Source organism: Pseudomonas cichorii, from assembly GCF_015471405.1.
Taxonomy (GTDB): domain Bacteria; phylum Pseudomonadota; class Gammaproteobacteria; order Pseudomonadales; family Pseudomonadaceae; genus Aquipseudomonas; species Aquipseudomonas serbiensis.
Genome location: NZ_BLVZ01000018.1, coordinates 53,088 through 69,640, shown reverse-complemented (window position 1 = coordinate 69,640; position 16,553 = coordinate 53,088). Strand labels below are relative to the sequence as shown.

At 59.4% G+C, this 16,553-nt stretch carries 11 protein-coding genes; 3 read left to right on the top strand and 8 right to left on the bottom strand.

The genetic code is table 11. The features are described from left to right. Positions 1-139 precede the first annotated feature (139 nt). From trhP to baeS, 5 genes are all read right to left on the bottom strand, one after another. Entirely contained in the window at positions 140-1,471 is a 1,332-nt protein-coding gene (gene trhP, locus JL015_RS24260) for a prephenate-dependent tRNA uridine(34) hydroxylase TrhP (protein WP_201020270.1), read from the bottom strand. Between the two features lie 147 nt (positions 1,472-1,618). Continuing rightward, the gene (fliB, locus tag JL015_RS24255; RefSeq protein WP_201020269.1) at positions 1,619-2,797 is read right to left on the bottom strand and encodes a flagellin lysine-N-methylase; all 1,179 of its coding nucleotides are present in this window, start codon (positions 2,795-2,797) and stop codon (positions 1,619-1,621) included. Positions 2,798-2,929: 132 nt separating this feature from the next. Beyond that, complete coding sequence (gene kdsB / locus JL015_RS24250; protein ID WP_201020268.1) at positions 2,930-4,216, bottom strand: 3-deoxy-manno-octulosonate cytidylyltransferase; 1,287 nt, start codon at positions 4,214-4,216, stop codon at positions 2,930-2,932. A gap of 71 nt (positions 4,217-4,287) precedes the next feature. Further along, the gene (locus tag JL015_RS24245; protein ID WP_201020267.1) at positions 4,288-4,965 is read right to left on the bottom strand and encodes a response regulator; all 678 of its coding nucleotides are present in this window, start codon (positions 4,963-4,965) and stop codon (positions 4,288-4,290) included. 3 nt (positions 4,966-4,968) lie between these two features. Continuing rightward, complete coding sequence (baeS, locus tag JL015_RS24240) at positions 4,969-6,357, bottom strand: sensor histidine kinase efflux regulator BaeS (RefSeq protein WP_201020266.1); 1,389 nt, start codon at positions 6,355-6,357, stop codon at positions 4,969-4,971. Between the two features lie 151 nt (positions 6,358-6,508). Here baeS and JL015_RS24235 point away from each other — a divergent pair, with 151 nt between their 5' ends. From JL015_RS24235 to JL015_RS24225, 3 genes are read left to right on the top strand one after another with little or no spacing between them, the layout of a single operon-like run. Beyond that, positions 6,509-7,684 carry an efflux RND transporter periplasmic adaptor subunit gene (locus tag JL015_RS24235; protein ID WP_201020265.1) on the top strand — a complete coding sequence of 392 codons (1,176 nt, stop codon included), beginning with the start codon at positions 6,509-6,511 and terminating at the stop codon, positions 7,682-7,684. A gap of 2 nt (positions 7,685-7,686) precedes the next feature. Next, entirely contained in the window at positions 7,687-10,833 is a 3,147-nt protein-coding gene (locus JL015_RS24230; protein WP_201020264.1) for an efflux RND transporter permease subunit, read from the top strand. Beyond that, on the top strand, positions 10,830-12,227 hold the full coding sequence (locus tag JL015_RS24225; protein ID WP_201020263.1) for an efflux transporter outer membrane subunit: 1,398 nt from the start codon (positions 10,830-10,832) through the stop codon (positions 12,225-12,227). The genes JL015_RS24230 and JL015_RS24225 overlap by 4 nt, the downstream gene beginning before the upstream one ends. Before the next feature lie 227 nt (positions 12,228-12,454). On the opposite strand, the gene JL015_RS24220 is transcribed toward JL015_RS24225, so the two are convergent. The 3 genes from JL015_RS24220 to JL015_RS24210 all read right to left on the bottom strand — a co-directional run bounded on the left by JL015_RS24220 (position 12,455) and on the right by JL015_RS24210 (position 16,378). Then, the gene (locus tag JL015_RS24220; RefSeq protein WP_201020262.1) at positions 12,455-14,815 is read right to left on the bottom strand and encodes a TonB-dependent siderophore receptor; all 2,361 of its coding nucleotides are present in this window, start codon (positions 14,813-14,815) and stop codon (positions 12,455-12,457) included. Between the two features lie 103 nt (positions 14,816-14,918). Next, positions 14,919-15,851 carry a FecR family protein gene (locus JL015_RS24215; protein WP_201020261.1) on the bottom strand — a complete coding sequence of 311 codons (933 nt, stop codon included), beginning with the start codon at positions 15,849-15,851 and terminating at the stop codon, positions 14,919-14,921. Then, positions 15,848-16,378, bottom strand: coding sequence for an RNA polymerase sigma factor (locus JL015_RS24210; protein WP_201020260.1), 531 nt, complete (start codon positions 16,376-16,378; stop codon positions 15,848-15,850). Before JL015_RS24210 ends, JL015_RS24215 begins: the two co-directional genes overlap by 4 nt. Between the last annotated feature and the right edge of the window lie 175 nt (positions 16,379-16,553).

The following is a 16,553-nucleotide window of genomic DNA, read 5'->3' as shown; positions in this document are numbered from 1 at the left end:
AGGCGCTGCACTGTCGCGCAGCAAACAGGGGACGGTGGGAGCGGATTTATCCGCGAAAGCGGTATGACATCCGACAGAGATGAGTCGTTTGAAATGCCGCCTCGCGAATAAATTCGCTCCTGCTCCCTGGTCCGCAATCCTACCTGTTGGTGAATCTCACATCCCGCATCAACAACCCAAACCGCAAATCCACATCCTCAGGAATCGGCAGATACACCGTATGCCCGTCCCCCGGAGCCACTTCGATTGTCTCGCCCTTGGCACTCTGTAACTGATGCAGGTCAAAGTGGACGTTGCCTTTGGGCGTCATCAATTCCATATGGTCGCCGAGGCTGAAGCGGTTCTTGACCCGTACTTCGGCCAGTCCGTCGCGGCGTTCGCCGGTCAGTTCGCCGACGAACTGTTGTTGCTCCGAAACCGAGCTGCCGTTCTGGTAGTTCTGGTATTCGTCGTGGACATGACGGCGCAGGAAGCCTTCGGTGTAGCCGCGCTGGGCCAGGGATTCCAGATCGGTCATCAGGCTGCGGTCGAATTCGCGGCCGGCTACGGCGTCGTCGATTGCCCGGCGGTAGACCTGTGTAGTGCGGGCGCAATAGAAGTGGGATTTGGTCCGGCCTTCGATTTTCAATGAATGCACGCCCATGCGGGTCAGGCGCTCGACATGCTGTACGGCGCGCAGGTCCTTGGAGTTCATGATGTAGGTGCCGTGTTCGTCCTCGAAGGCGGGCATCAGTTCTTCCGGGCGATTGGCTTCCTGCAACAGGAACACCTGATCGGTCGGCGCGCCTGCGCCCAGGGTCGGCTCGGGTTCACAGGTTTGCACGATGTCGCCAAGCTGGTTCTCCGTGGCTTCTTGCGCGGAATATTTCCAGCGGCAGGCGTTGGTGCAACTGCCCTGGTTGGCGTCACGCTTGTTGATGTAGCCCGACAGCAGGCAGCGGCCGGAGTAGGCCATGCACAGCGCGCCGTGGATGAACACTTCCAGTTCCATGGCGGGAACCTGCTGGCGTATCTCGTCGATTTCTTCCAGGGACAGTTCGCGAGACAGGATGATCCGGCTCAGGCCTTGTTGTTGCCAGAACTCGACACTGGCCCAGTTCACGGTATTGGCTTGCACCGACAGGTGAATCGGCATCTGCGGGAAGTGTTTGCGCACCAGCATGATCAGGCCGGGGTCGGACATGATCAGCGCGTCGGGAGCCATGGCGATTACGGGTTCAAGGTCTTTGAGGAAGGTCTTGAGCTTGGCGTTGTGCGGTGCGATGTTCACCACGACGTAGAAGCGCTTGCCTTGAGCCTGAGCCTCGCGAATGCCGAGTTCCAGGTTGGCGTGATCGAATTCGTTGTTGCGCACCCGCAAGCTGTAGCGCGGCTGGCCGGCATAGACTGCATCGGCGCCATAGGCAAACGCATAGCGCATGTTTTTCAGGGTGCCGGCGGGGGCGAGCAATTCCGGGGTAAAGGGTGTCATGGCGGTGTCGGTCGCAAAAAGTCGCGAACGGTAATCGCCTTGCCAGCAGGGTTTATTGATCTGGATCTATGAAACGCTCTGTACGGCATTCTCTGCTGCCTGAGCCCTGTTCAGGACAGGGCTCAGGAAGGGATGTGGCGGATACCGTCAGGCATCCACCTGCCTGATCAGAGTGTTCAGGTACGCCAGGCCTTTTTCGGTGATCGCATTACGCAAGGTGCGTTCGGCGGCAGTCACTGCGTTATGGCTGGCAGCCCGGCAGAACCGGTAGACCAGATCCACGATCTGTTGCTTGTCCGGCGCCAGTTGGTTGTTCACATCACAATGAGCAATCAGCAGATTACGCAGGGTCAGGGTGCGGATGGCCAGGGTGGTTGCCCACTCGGTCAGGTTCAAGCCGTAATCCTGTCCGGCGCTGGTGTTGGAGATGAACGGGAAGCCGGTGCGGGTCATCTCGGCAGCAATGAAACGCTTCAGGATCAGATCAAGGCTGTGCTGCAGCTTTTCGGTGTACAGGTTCCGATACTCGGCCCGTAGCGTCCACTGCGCCTGTGCAGGCGTTTCGCCGGGCACAATGAGCGAAGAGGTGAGTAGCTGTTGGCGCAAGGAGGAGGGCGCACCCGGTGCATTCAGGACGTTGATCAGCACGATCAGCAATGGATCGGCAAGGATCGGCTCGCTGCCATCCTCCGCAAGCTTGCTGGTGTTGTCGGCCAGCAGCGGGATTTCCTCGATCCAGCGGGCGTGAGGCAGTTCCGACAGTTGCGCAGAAATGTCGTACAGACGCAGCAATACCTGACCAACCGGCAGTTTCTTCGACAGGGTGATTTGCAGCAGAGACTCCACCACCGAACGCCACTGAGCCTGATCGATACCCGGGAATTCCTGATTGGCGGCGGCGTAGAGATGATGGTCGTCCTGGGGACCTTCTTCGATCTTGAACGGCGATTCGCCAAACAGCCCGATACGGGCAACTTCGGGGCAGCTCATGGTTGCGGACTTCACCAACGAGTTATTGATGCGGCGATACATGCGAGGGTAGTTGGCACAGGTATCGGTGAGAACTTCTTCACCCTGCTGGGCATGGATCTGGCAACGTCCGCCTTGCAGCGCGCCGCACTGGCCACCGGCCTTGTCCATCTGGTAGCCCGAATCGTCCTTGACGATCAGATTCAAGAGCTCGGGAAACTCCCGGCTGTACAGCTCGTGGCTGCGATTGCTGACTGCAATGCGCCAGTTACCCTTGCAGCAGTTGTCTTCGCAGCGCTCGGCAATGCATGAAAACTCTTGTACGTATTTGAAAGCCCTGGCGGACTGAATGCCCATGAATTCTCTCCCGCAGTCTAAGGTTCGTTTGAACCTGAGTGGTCGATGTGCGGGAGTTGTTCCATGCAGAAGGGGAAATGGTGATGCGGGGGTAAAGGCTCCCGAGCCTTTTGGCGTCGGGAGCCTCCGGTTTTACTGGGCCATCCTGGCCATTACCGATGCATAACCGGTTGCTGAACCCAAGACGTCAGCCTTGCCCTGGGCGATCAGAATGGAATCGGAAACCTCCCGGAATGCCCCGGTGCCGCCCGCACGTTGCAGCACATGGGTGGCTTGTTGCTGCACATAGACCGGCGCATCGGCGACGGCGAACGACAGACCGCAAGCGGCAAAGGCCGGGAGGTCGATGGAATCATCACCTATACAGGCTGTTTGACGGGCGGTCACTCCGGCGGCGGCCATCAACTGCTCACAGGCGGCCTTTTTATCCTTGATGCCGAACTGGCACAGTTCGACGCCCAGGTCCGCCACGCGCTTGCGCAATGTCGCCGAGTCACGTCCTGACAAGACCGCCACTCGCACGCCGTTTTCTTCCAGCATGCGCATGCCCATGCCATCGCGAACGTGGAAGCGTTTCAGGCATTCGCCGGTTGCGTCATAGAAAATGCCGCCATCGGTCAGCACGCCGTCGACATCGGTGATCACCAGTCGAATATCGGCCAGTGCGGGCAGGCTTGGCAGTGAGCGGCCCTCGATCAGGGCGCGGACTTTTTCCAGGCATTCTGGGGTATCGACGCCAGGCCCGGTGGGCTCGACCACCCAGGCACGAATGCAGTAACCGGCAGTCAGCAGGCGCAGTTGCTCCAGTTTTTCGGCATGCTCGATCATTGGCTGAGACAGGCCGGAGTAGCTGGCCAGCACCTCGCGGCGATAGGCGTAGACCCCGACATGCTTGAGGTAAGTGGCCGTTTCTGCCTCGCGGGGGTAGGGAATCGGCGAGCGGCTGAAATACAGCGCATTGCCGTTGGCGGCCAGGACCACTTTGACGGTATTGGGGTTGCCTGCTTCGGCCGAGTCTATCGGATGGCAGAGCGTACCGACCTGCACGGACTGATCAGCGAGCATGCCGGTCACCAGCGTGGCGATATCCGCAGGCCTGACAAGTGGCTCATCGCCTTGCAGGTTGACATAGATATCGGCTTCGACCTGACTCATGACTTCGGCCAGGCGATCAGTGCCCGAAGGATGGTCGGGGGATGTCATCACACACGCCGCGCCAAAGCTGCGCGCCGCATCGGCCACACGCTGATCGTCGGTGGCAATCACTACCGTATCGGCAATGGCGGCTTCCAGAGCGCGCTCATACACATGCTGCACCATGGGTTTGCCTGCGATGTCGGCAAGCGGTTTACCGGGAAGGCGGGTGGAGGCGTATCTTGCCGGGATGACAATGGCGACACGTTGCGGATGGCTGGCCATGAAGGGTCCTTAAACGATTTCAGCGGTGCAGAGCGAAAAGCGGATCATACCAGCGACAGACCCTGCGCGAGTCAAAGTTCCAGCTTGTAGCCCACGCCATAGAGCGACTGGATGGGATCTTCCTGCGGGCAGGCCTGCGCAAGTTTGCGCCGCAGGTTGCGGATATGGCTGTCTACGGTGCGGTCGGTGACCACGCGATGATCCGAATAAAGCTTGTCCAGGAGTTGGTCACGGGAGAACACGCGGCCTGGCGAGCGGGCGAGGGTATTGAGCAGGCGCAGCTCAACCGGCGTCAGGTCCAGCGCCACGCCATCGAACGAGGCGCGATACAGTTCCTCATCGATCAGCAACCTTGGCTGAGCCTCCAGCAACGCAAGCTGTGGGCTACGGCGCAGGATGGCCTTGACCCTGGCCACCATTTCACGCGGGCTGAACGGTTTGCAGATGTAATCGTCGGCCCCCAGGTCCAGACCGAGCAGGCGATCCACTTCCTCGACCCTGGCCGTGATCATGACAATCGGCACTGTGCTGAAGCTGCGCAGTTCCTGGCACACTTGCAAGCCATCGCGACCCGGTAGCATCAGGTCCAGCAGAATCAGCCTCGGTTCACAGGTGCGTACCGCTGGCACCACTTCAAGACCATTGGCCAGGCATTGGGTCGGATAACCTGCTGCGTTCAGGTAATCGCGCATCAGTGCAGACAGTTTGGGTTCATCTTCGACGATGAGGATTGGCGCGTCATTGGCCATGGGTCAGATACTCCGTGGCAGGCGAAGGGTCAGCCAGAGACCGCCCAGGGGTGAGTGATCTGCCGTCAGGCTGCCGCCGTGTGCCAGCGCGATACTGTGACAGATGGCCAGCCCGAGACCTGCGCCGCCACTGGCCCGGTTGCGTGAAGCCTCGCCACGGTAGAAGCGCTCGAACAGACGCGGCAGTTGTTCGGCCTCGATACCGGGGCCTGAGTCGAGAAAGTCGATCCGCAGTTCATCTCCCTCAATGGCCGCCTGAATTCGCAGGACGCCGCCTTCGTCGGTATAGCGCGCAGCGTTTTCCAGCAGGTTGTTGAACAGTTGTTGCAAGCGTTTGGCGTCGGCCTGCAAGGGTAGTGGCTGGGCGGGAAGCTCCAGTTCCAGGCTCAGCTTCCGGGCTGCGCAACGCTCATGGAACATGGCGGCGCTGCTTTCCAGCAGTTCATTGAGTTCGCAATCGGTCTTGCGATAGGTCAGGGCACCTACATCGGCCAGTGACAGTTCGTAAAGATCATCCACCAGTTTGCTGAGCATGCCGACCTCGCCCTGCAATGACTTCATGGATGCCTGATCGAGGGTGCGTACACCGTCTTCGATAGCTTCCAGCTCTCCGCGCAGTACCGACAGCGGCGTGCGCAGCTCGTGGGAAACGTCGGCCATGAAATCCCGGCGCATGCGTTCGTTGCGCTCCAGGGTGTAGGCCAACTGGTTGAAGTCGCGGGCCAGTTGCCCGACTTCGTCGTTGGAGGACACAACCACCCGGCTGCTGTACTCGCCAGCGGCCAGTCGATGCGTAGCCGCCGCCACGCGCTTTACCGGGTCAAGCAGGGTTCGGGCGATCCACCAGGCAATCAGCATGGCCAGCACCAGTGACAGCACGCCCATGCCCAGGCTGGCGCGCAGCTGGTATTGCTGAAAGCGTTCGCCACCGGCTTCACTGACGCTCTGGAAAGGTGTGATGGCCAGCCAGCCGACGGTTTTGCCATCCACTTCGATGGGGCGCATATAGTCATCGTCATTCAAGCCCGAATATCCCATCACTTGGCGCTTGTGCTCATCCAGCAACGCCAGACGAAGCACTGCGCCTGTCAGGTCTGAAGTCTGCATGGTCCTGGGGGCGGTGGTCATGCGTTCTTCTTCATCATGGTCGGGACGCATGATTTCAAACCAGCGATCCCTGTTGTGGCGCAGAAACTCCCAGTTACCTTCGTGGGCATAAGCGGCAGCAAGCTTTGGCAGGATCGGCGTCATCCGCTGCATGCCCTGTTCATTGAGATAGCCCAGAAAGCCACGACCAAAGCTCCAGTTCGCAGTCAGACCCATGCTCAGGATGACAAACAGCACGCCGGTCAGGACCGCAATGAAGAGTTTGGTGGAGATACTCAATTTCATGGGGTTTGCACATTTATGTCGATGAAGAGGCCGCTCATTTAGGCCCGCTGGCGGCGAAGATTCAAGCGGCGAGGGCAATCTTCAATTTTCCTGCACATTTGCCTCACAACATGGCGACAGGCCCAAGCCACAACGTCTTGTAGAGGCATTTATGTCGATCAAAATCTTCGCCAAATATCTGGTGACTGCCACATTCGTTCTTTATGTCGCTCTTTTAAGCCTGTTGAGCGGTTGTTCGCCGCAGGCGCCTGCGCCTGTCGCGGTATTGCCCAAGGTTTCAGTGATCAGCGTTCAACCACAGAGTCAGGTGCTGACCAGCGAACTGGCCGGGCGTACGCAGGCCTTCATGGTGGCAGAGATCAGGCCGCAGGTTGGCGGTATCGTGCAGCAACGACTGTTTACCGAAGGCGCTGAAGTCAAGGCCGGGGAGGCTCTGTACCAGCTTGATGGCGCTACCTACAGAGCGGCGCTGGCTGAAGCCCAGGCAACATTGGCCAAAGCCCGTGCGACCCTTAAGTCGGCGCAGGCCACGGCCAAGCGTAATGTCCAGTTGGCAAGGATCGATGCCATCAGCCAGCAGGATAACGAAGATGCTCAGGCCAGCCTGCTCAGCGCTGAGGCCGAGTTGCAGGTTGCGCAGGCCGGTGTAGAAACCGCGCGTATCAATCTTGCCTACACCCGTATCACTTCGCCGATCAGCGGGCGCATCGAAACATCCACCGTGACACCCGGCGCTTTGGTCGTGGCCAATCAGGACGCGGCGTTGACGACTGTGCAGCAACTGGACCCGATCTATGTCGATGTCACGCAATCCACCACGGAGTTGCTGCGTCTCAAGCGCGATCTGGCCAGCGGCGTGCTGCAAGCCAACAGCGATGGCGCAGTGAACATCAGCCTCAAGCTTGAAGATGGCAGCATTTATCCCGGGGAAGGTCGTTTGCAGTTCAGTGGCGTCAGCGTCAATGAAGGAACCGGCACTGTGACCCTGCGTGCCCGGTTCGCCAATCCAGATCGACTGTTGTTGCCTGGCATGTATGTGCGGGCCGTGCTTGAACAGGCTCGGGACAACAAGGCGATTCTGGTTCCGCAGCAGGCCGTGAGTCGTAGCGCCAGTGGCGTGACTACCGTGCTGGTAGTGGTCAATGGCAAGGTCGAGCAGCGAGTGCTGACGATTGACCGGGCGGTGGGCAATCAATGGTGGGTGACCTCCGGCCTGACGGCGGGTGATCAGGTGATTGTCGAAGGCGGGCAGAAGGTGCGGGTTGGTGCCGAAGTAGTGGCTACCAGCAAGCAAGTGTCGCTCGCCACTGTTGCGAAGGAGGGCTGAACATGGCGCGCTTCTTTATCGACAGGCCGATCTTTGCCTGGGTCATCGCCATCTGCATCATGCTCGGCGGCGCTTTATCCATCAGCCAGTTGCCGCTGGAGCAATACCCGGACATCGCCCCGCCGACCGTGCGAATCTCGGCCACTTACACCGGCGCATCGGCCAAGACGGTTGAAGACTCGGTGACCCAGGTCATCGAGCAGCAGATGAAAGGGCTGGATAACCTGACCTACATGTCGGCCTCCAGCAGCTCAGCGGGCAGCGCCAGTATCAACCTGACCTTCGCCGCTGGTACTGACCCGGATGTGGCGCAGATGCAAGTGCAGAACAAACTGCAACAGGCCGAATCGCGATTGCCTCAGTCGGTGCAGAGCGAAGGCCTGACGGTGACCAAGGGCGGCTCGGACTTTCTGATGATTGCAGCCCTGGCCTCCGATAACGAAAGCGTTACCGGCACCCAGATCGGCGATTACATCTCCAGCACCTTGCTCGACCAGATCAGCCGTGTCGATGGTGTGGGCGATGTTCAGACCATGGGGTCGGGTTATGCCATGCGGATCTGGCTGGATCCGGGCAAGCTGGAAAAATATGCCTTGATGCCCTCCGATATCAGTAGCGCTCTGGAGGCACAGAATACTGAGGTTTCCGCCGGGCAGTTGGGTGCCTTGCCCGCCGTGGCTGGTCAGCAACTGAACGCCACCATCAGCGCCCGCAGCAAGTTGCAGACGGCTGAAGAGTTTCGCAATGTGGTGGTCAAGTCTTCCAGCGACGGGGCAGTGGTGTTGCTGGGCGATGTGGCGCGGGTCGAGCTGGGCAGCGAAAGTTATGACGTGACCTCAGCGCTCAACGGCAAGCCGGCTGCGGCCATGGGCGTGCAACTGGCGGCCGGTGCCAATGCCTTGAGCGTCGGGGAAGCCGTGAAGGCCAAGCTCAAGGAGCTGGAGCCGTTCTACCCCACGCAAATGCAGTTGAAAAACGTGATTGTCTACGACACCACGCCTTTCGTGAGTCTGTCCATCGAGGAGGTCGTCAAATCCCTGGGCGAGGCCATCGTTCTGGTGGTGCTCATCATGTTCCTGTTTCTGCAGAACCTGCGAGCCACGCTGATTCCGGCGATCACGGTGCCGGTGGTACTGCTGGGGACTTTTGGCGTACTGGCGTTGTTCGGTTACTCGATCAACACCCTGACCATGTTTGCCATGGTGCTGGCCATCGGTTTGCTGGTGGACGACGCCATTGTGGTGGTGGAGAACGTCGAGCGGGTCATGGGCGAGCAGAAGCTGTCTGCCCTTGAGGCCACCCGACAGTCCATGAATGAAATCACCAGTGCTTTGATCGGCATCGCTCTGGTGTTGAGCGCTGTTTTCATACCCATGGCGTTTTTTGGCGGCTCCACGGGGATCATCTACCGGCAGTTTTCGGTGACCATCGTTTCTGCCATGTTGCTCTCCGTGCTGGTGGCCATGACCCTGACGCCAGCCTTGTGCGCCACTATGCTCAAGCCGTCCGATGCCCAGGGGCATACCCCGCGTGGCGGTTTCTTCGGCTGGTTCAACCGGACCTTCGAGCGCGGTGCCGACGATTACCAGCATCTTGTGGGCGGCATGCTGAAGCGTGGGCGTCGCAGTCTGTTGGCGTATGCGCTGATATTGCTGGCCATGGCCGCCGCTTATGCCAGCCTGCCGACCTCGTTTCTGCCGGATGAAGACCAAGGCATGCTCATGGCTCAGGTCCAGTTGCCGGTGGGCGCTACCGACAGCCGTACCCAGGCGGTGATGAGGCAATACGAGAGTTACATGCTCGAACAGCCGGAAGTCGAGTCCCTGATCACCATTACGGGGATGGGCATGGGCGGTAACAGCCAGAACACCGGCAGGTCCTTTATCAAACTCAGGGACTGGAGCCAGCGTCTTGGGAAAGGGCAGGATGCGGCCTCCATAGCCCAGCGGGCGACCCTTGCGTTGTCGAGCATTGGCGATGCGTCTGTATTCGTCATGCAGCCCCCGGCGGTTCGGGGGCTGGGGCAAAGTTCGGGGTTCGATTTACAACTCAAGGACCTTGGCGGGCTAGGGCATGAGGCGCTGGTCGCGGCTCGTGAGCAGTTCATCGAACTGGCCAGGAAGGACCCTCGGTTATTGGGCGTGCGCAGTAACGGCCTGGATGACACGCCTCAGTTGAAAGTCAGCATCGATGATCGCAAGGCAGGAGCCTTGGGCCTGAGTACCAGCGATATCAATTCCACCCTGTCTACCGCACTGGGCGGCACTTACGTCAATGACTTCCTCAATCAAGGGCGTGTCAAGAAAGTCTACGTTCAGGGCGAAGCCTCATCCCGTATGCAGGCGGCGGATCTGGATCATTGGTACGTGCGCAACAGCAACGATGAAATGGTGCCGTTTTCTTCTTTCGCCAGTAGCGCCTGGAGCTACGGTTCGCCCTTGCTGGAACGCTACAACGGCAATTCGTCGCTGGAGGTGGTCGGTGATCCGGCGCCAGGAGTGAGTTCCGGCGATGCCATGGCGGCTGTTGAGGCGATCATCAAGCAATTGCCTGAAGGCATCGGCTATGAGTGGACCGGCCAGTCTTATCAGTTGCGACTGTCCGGCTCCCAGGCTCCGCTGCTCTACGGGATTTCGGTGCTGTTCGTGTTCCTTTGTCTGGCGGCGTTGTATGAAAGCTGGTCTGTACCTTTCTCGGTAATGCTGGTCGTGCCGCTGGGTGTGGTCGGTGCAGTGCTGGCGACCCGCTTCAGTGGTTTGAGCAATGACGTGTACTTTCAGGTGGGATTGCTGACGACGGTTGGGCTGGCGGCCAAGAACGCCATTCTGATCGTCGAATTCGCCAAGCACCTTCAGGAACATGGCAAGAACCTGCAGGACGCGATTCTGATTGCGGCGCGTCAACGTCTCAGGCCGATTCTGATGACTTCCCTGGCGTTCATGTTTGGCGTATTGCCACTGGTCTTGAGTTCCGGTGCAGGTTCTGCGGGGCGTCAGGCCATCGGGACAGGCGTATTGGGCGGCATGTTCAGCGCCACCGTATTGGGAATCTTCTTCGTGCCGCTGTTCTTCGTTCTGGTTCGTCGGAGTTTTGCCAGCCGTTCTTGGGCCTCGACCTCCACTCAAACAGTCTCCGCAGGTGACGCATGATCAAGTTGCATTGGCTTTTGCCAGCCGCTCTGGCGCTGCTCGGCGGTTGTATCAATCTGGCACCCGAGTATCAGCGCCCCGAGGCCCCGGTCGCCGAGCAATGGTTGCCGCTGAAAGCTGCCGATTCAGGCACGACGGCCGCTTCTGTCGAGTGGCAGACATTCTTCACCGATAGCCGTCTGGTGAAGTTGCAGGCATTGGCCCTGGCCAATAACCGCGATCTGCGTCTGGCCAGCCTGAACATCGAAAAGGCTCAGGCTCAGTACCGTATCCAGCGGGCGGCGAGCCTGCCGACCCTCAGTGCTGGCGTCAGCGGTACCCAAAGCCGTACGCCGGGAGCCATGTCCAGCAGCGGCACAGCCACGACCAGTCATGAATACAGCGCACAGGTGGGCATGACCAGTTATGAGCTGGATGTTTTCGGACGGATACAGAATCTTCAGGACGAAGCGCTGGAGGATTATCTGGCCCTCACCGAAACCCGGCGCAGTACCCAGATCAGCCTGGTGGCCGAAGTGGCGACAGCCTGGCTGACTCTGGCGGCGGATAACCAGCTCTTGCAACTGGCTCGGGAAACGCTTGCCAGCCAGCAGCAGACTTATGAACTGACTCAGCGCAGTCATGCGTTGGGCGGGTCTTCCGGTCTGTCTCTGGCGCAGGCCCAGACCACCGTGGAGTCGGCGCGGGGTGATGTGGCGGTCTATGCCAGCCAGATTCTTCAAGATCAGAACGCGCTGCGCTTGCTGGTGGGGAGTGATATTCCTGATGACATGTTGCCGGGTACTGATCTGCAATCGGCTGCGCAACTGGTTCAGGTACCGGATGAGTTGCCATCCAGTCTGTTGCAGCGTCGGCCTGATGTGCTGGCTGCCGAACACAGCCTCAAGTCGGCCAGTATCGATATCGGTGCTGCACGTGCGGCATTCTTCCCGACAATCAGCCTGACGGCCAATGCCGGTTCTGCCAGTTCAAGCCTCTCCAGCCTGTTCAAGGCCGGTAGCGGTGCCTGGACTTTTGCCCCGAGCATCAGCGTGCCGATCTTCGATGCTGGCGCCAACCGCGCAACGCTGGATGCCGCCAGGGTCGAGCGTGAAATTCAGGTCCAGACCTATCAGCAGAGCATTCAGAGTGCCTTCAGGGAAGTGGCCGATGCTTTGGCGGTTCGCAGCACGCTGGATGAGCGGCTTGCGGCGCAGCAGGCCTTGACCGATGCCAGTCGCAAAAGCTTCGAGCTGGCCGATGCACTTTATCGCGGCGGCTCGCAAAGCTACCTCGAAGCACTGACCGCACAGCGGTCGCTGTATAGCGCCCAACAGGATTTGATCAGTTTGCGACTGGCCGAGCAGAGCAACAGAGTTACCTTGTATAAGGTGATGGGCGGAGGGTGGAACTGAATCTCGCGAATGCATCCGTACCTGGGAGTAATGCAGATCAGTTAAGGCACAAACAACACTTGTGGGAGGCAGCTTGCTGGCGAAAAAGGCCTGAAACTGGCAGATATTCTGCGTCGTACGCTGAAGTCGCCAGCAAGCTGCCTCCCACAAAGTGATTCATTGACCTTAACTGATCGGCATTAATCTGTAGGAACGAACTCATTCACTAAATGCAGAGATATGTCGCCCTAGAACCTGGCACTCAAGGTCGCGACCACCGATGCCGGTGCTCCAGCATAGTTACCATCGGTACTGGCAACGGTTTCGATGTACTTGCGGTCGGTCAGGTTGCGGCCATTGAGCGATACCCGGATGTTTTCATCGATGTCGTAAAACAGGCTGGCGTCGATCCGGGCATAGCCGCCCACGTCATAGGTGTTGTCGATATTGCCCTCGCGCTCGCCGACGGCAACCACTCCGGCACCGAAGCCCAATCCTCTCAGCGCACCTTCCTGCAACTGGTAACTGGACCACAGCGAACCACTCAGGGTCGGCACGCCTTCAAGCTTGTTGCCGACCTGGATGGTGGTGTCCTTGGTCACTTCAGCGTTCAGCGCGCTGATATTGCCGATGATCTCCCAGCCTTCCAGCGGTGTACCGCTGACGTCCAGTTCGACACCGCGCACACGTTGCTCGCCGGTCTGTACCGAATAGTTATCGTCTTCGGGATCTGTCGCGGCAACGTTCTGGCGGGTGATCTCGAAGGCGGACAAGGTGGCGCTCAGGCGATCCGGGATCAGATCGAATTTTGCTCCGACTTCATACTGAACGCCTTCCTCCGGGTCCAGAGGCTTGCTGTTGCGCTGGATGTCGCTCTGCGGTGTGAATGAGGTGCTGTAGCTGGCGTAGAGCGCAAGCCAGTTGGTTGGTTGGTAAACCAGGCCGATACGTGGCGAGACTTTGTTGGGATCAATGTCGGTAGGAGGAGTGTTATCGGCACTGATAGTGCTGTTCTTCTGCTGCGTCTCATCGTAGCGGGCGCCGAGGATCAGCTTCCACTGTTCACTCAGGTCGATCTGGTCCTGCAGGTAAAAGCTGTAGGCGCTCAGGTCGAAACTGGCCTTTTCACTGAATGCAAAAGGACCGGGTGTAGCGCCGTAGACCGGATTGAAAATATCGATGGAGGTCAGCGTGGCGCGATCACTGCGGCTGCGGCGCTTGCCGTCGATGTATTCAAAACCGGCAAGCACTGTATGGTTCAGGCCGCCTGTGGCGAACCGGGCAATGGCTTCGAATTGCATGTCCAGGGTCTTGATGCGTTCTTCTCCGTCAGTGGCGCGACGGGCAAGGGTGCGGCCATCCGAACCGAGGGTTCGCAGGTCGACGACGTAACGGTCCTTGTGCGACTGATCCCAGCGGGTCATCTGGCGCAGGGTCAGCCAGTCATTGACGTCATGCTCGGCGCGATACCAGAGCGCAAACTTGTTGGCCTTGTCACGTGCCCAGGGTTCGCCCAGATAGCGGTCGGCACTCATGTTGATCTTGCCGTTGACCGGGATCAGGCCGCGGTCGAACGGGCTGGTCTGGTCGATATATTCCATGCCGCCATCGACCCGCGTGGTTTCGGTGGGCTCCCAGCGCAGGGTCGGAGCAAGGTAGGTGCGTTTGCTGTCACGGAACGTGTCACGAAAGCCTCGCTCGGTCTGCGTGGCGACTGTCATGCGCCCGGCAAGGGTCCTGGCTTCGTCCAGCGGGCCACTGGCATTGGCTTCAAGGCGGTAGAAATCGTAGGAACCTGCCTGGAGTTTGACCTGCGCTTCGGGCGTGAACTCAGGCTTGCGGGTGACCAGATTGATCAGGCCACCGGGATTGCCTCGGCCATAGAGCACTGACGCTGGTCCCTTGAGTACTTCGGCGCGCTCGACATTGGCCAGGTCCCGCAAGGCTTCGGGTCGCGATGCCAGCGGGTTGATCAACATCCCGTCCACCGCATAGCTGGTAGCTTTGAAGCCGCGGATCACAAAGCTTTCGGACGAGCCGCCATGTGAGTTGCCGCGTTGCACGCTGCTGACATTGGTCAGGGCATCGGCGAGTTTATTGGCTTGTTGATCCTCCATCACCTTGCGCGACACGACCTGGATCGACTGCGCAATATCGCGCAGAGCGGTGTCGGTCTTGCTGCCGGTCGCGCTGCGGGTGGCCCGATAGCCCTGCACCGGGCCGTCGGCCTGTTCTGTGAATGTGCTGGAAGTAATGAGAGAGGGCGCCAGATCAAGCGAGCCGCTGGCAGGCTGGGGGAACAGCAACAGTATGCGATCGTCGGTCAGTGACCAGCTCAAGCCCGATTCCTTGAGCAACCGGGCCAAGGCTTCGCGCTCACTGAGTTGCCCGCTGATCGCCGGGGCCATCTTGCCTTGGGCCAGGGCAGCATCGAAACTCAGTTGCAGGTTGTTCTGTCGGGCAAACTGGGCCAGTGCCGAAGCCAGTGGTTGCGCGGCGATGCTGTAGCTTGCCGTGCGCAGGCTCTGCGACGTTTCGTTGGCCAGAACGTTGTCCATCGGCAGCATGATGGCCAGAGCCAGAGTCGGCAATGCAGGGAAGCGCGGCATCGATAAGATCCTTTATACGTCTTGATTGCATTTGAGATAAATTCTCAAAATGATCATGAAAGACGTAGGGCGTCGGGATTTTTTCCATCTTCCGGATAAAAAATCAGAAATTTCCCATCACATGCACCCACGGCGATACTTGCCGGGTTTCAACTGCCAGTGATTGCGCCAGGGCTTTGAGGGCTCGATCCGGGTTGTTCAGATCGAATACGCCAGTGATGCGCCGCTGTTTCAGTGCCGGCTCTGCAATCACTATCCAGCCGCTGGTGTAGCGTTGCAGCCGGTCGGTGATTTCGGCCACGGTCTGGTTTTCGACGAAGAGCGAACCACTGCGCCATGACGCAACTTCTGCAGGATTGAAGCGCGAACGCTCGACCTTGCCGGACGGCCAGCTGAATCTCAGGCGCTGGCCTGGCATCAGGCGCTCGCTGAGTGGCGGCTGGGTGTTTTCTGCCTGTACCTGGCCATGTTCCAGAGCGACTTCGGCGTGGTGCTCCTGAAGGTCCAGATCGAAGGCCGTGCCCAATACCCGCACCGAGAGCTGCCCGGCCTGAGCAATGAACGGATGTTGCGGATCGGGGGCGACCTGGAAGTAGGCCTGGCCTTGCAGCAACTCCACCTTCCGGGCATCGCCGCCGACCAGACTCAATGCACTTTGCGGGCTGAGGGTGACAGTGGAGCCGTCCGCCAACTGGACAGTACGGGTTTCTCCAACGCCAGTGTGGTAATCGGCGCGCAAGGTGAGGTTGGCTTGTGGTGCAACCAGCACCGCGACTGCCGCGATCCCGGCAGCCAGCGCCAGACGTGTCCAGAGGCGATGGCTTTTGGGCTTCGGTTTGGAGCGGGGCGCTGGATGATTGGGCGCAACGGGCAAATCACCCAGCGCCCCCCAGAGTTTTTCCATCTTGAGCCAGGCCGCTCGGTGTTCAGGGCTGGCCTGCAACCACTGCTCGAACGCTTCACGCGCCTCCGGTTCTTCCTGCAGGCGTATCTGCCAGTCACCAGCCTGTTCCAGTGCATCGTCCTTGCGGCTCACAGGGATGCACCCTCGCCATCATCCGGGTTGTCCACTTCACGGGCCAGACGAACCAGCGCATCGCGCAGCAGGCGATGGGCCGTGGTCAGAGAAACGTTCAGATGCTCGGCGATTTCTGCCAGGGTGCAGCCGCCGAAGCGATGCATTTCAAGCGCACGACGGCTGTTTTCGGGCATTGCTTCAAGGGCGCGGGAAAGACGTTCCAGCGTCATGTTGTGCTGGCATAACTCGGCTGGATCACTGATATGCGCTGGCAACAGCCAGGCGGGAGGGGAGACTTGATGCGCCTGCTCCCGGCTACGACTGCGTATGAGGTCCAGCGCCAGATTGCGCACGATCCGATACAGATACGCTGCCGGTTGCTCGATAGCCGTCTTGGCGCTGGCTTGCTGTGGAATGAAACGAATCCAGGCTTCCTGGACAATGTCTTCAGCCTGCATGCGATCACCGGTGATCTTTGCCGCGTAGCTGACGAGTTCCTGGCGAATCCCCAGAAACGTGTACAGATGCCCGGATGAATCGGTCATTGCAGTGATCCCGAACATGAAGAGCAGGGCGCATGGGCCCGCTAAAAAGTCGGAGTTTAATCGTGAACGATAAACATTTTCAATTGTGGTCGCCGGTTGTGGTCAGCCAGTCGAATCTACTGGGGCGTGCAAATCTCTTTCACGGGTTCAGAGATTTTGACTAGACTTATTGGGT

Coding starts and splice junctions, on each gene's coding strand:
- kdsB (WP_201020268.1), bottom strand. CDS start 4,216: ATGGCCAGCCATCCGCAACGTGTCGCCATTGTCATCCCGGCAAGATAC.
- baeS (WP_201020266.1), bottom strand. CDS start 6,357: ATGAAATTGAGTATCTCCACCAAACTCTTCATTGCGGTCCTGACCGGC.
- JL015_RS24220 (WP_201020262.1), bottom strand. CDS start 14,815: ATGCCGCGCTTCCCTGCATTGCCGACTCTGGCTCTGGCCATCATGCTG.
- JL015_RS24245 (WP_201020267.1), bottom strand. CDS start 4,965: ATGGCCAATGACGCGCCAATCCTCATCGTCGAAGATGAACCCAAACTG.
- JL015_RS24235 (WP_201020265.1), top strand. CDS start 6,509: ATGTCGATCAAAATCTTCGCCAAATATCTGGTGACTGCCACATTCGTT.
- fliB (WP_201020269.1), bottom strand. CDS start 2,797: ATGGGCATTCAGTCCGCCAGGGCTTTCAAATACGTACAAGAGTTTTCA.
- JL015_RS24210 (WP_201020260.1), bottom strand. CDS start 16,378: ATGACCGATTCATCCGGGCATCTGTACACGTTTCTGGGGATTCGCCAG.
- trhP (WP_201020270.1), bottom strand. CDS start 1,471: ATGACACCCTTTACCCCGGAATTGCTCGCCCCCGCCGGCACCCTGAAA.
- JL015_RS24225 (WP_201020263.1), top strand. CDS start 10,830: ATGATCAAGTTGCATTGGCTTTTGCCAGCCGCTCTGGCGCTGCTCGGC.
- JL015_RS24230 (WP_201020264.1), top strand. CDS start 7,687: ATGGCGCGCTTCTTTATCGACAGGCCGATCTTTGCCTGGGTCATCGCC.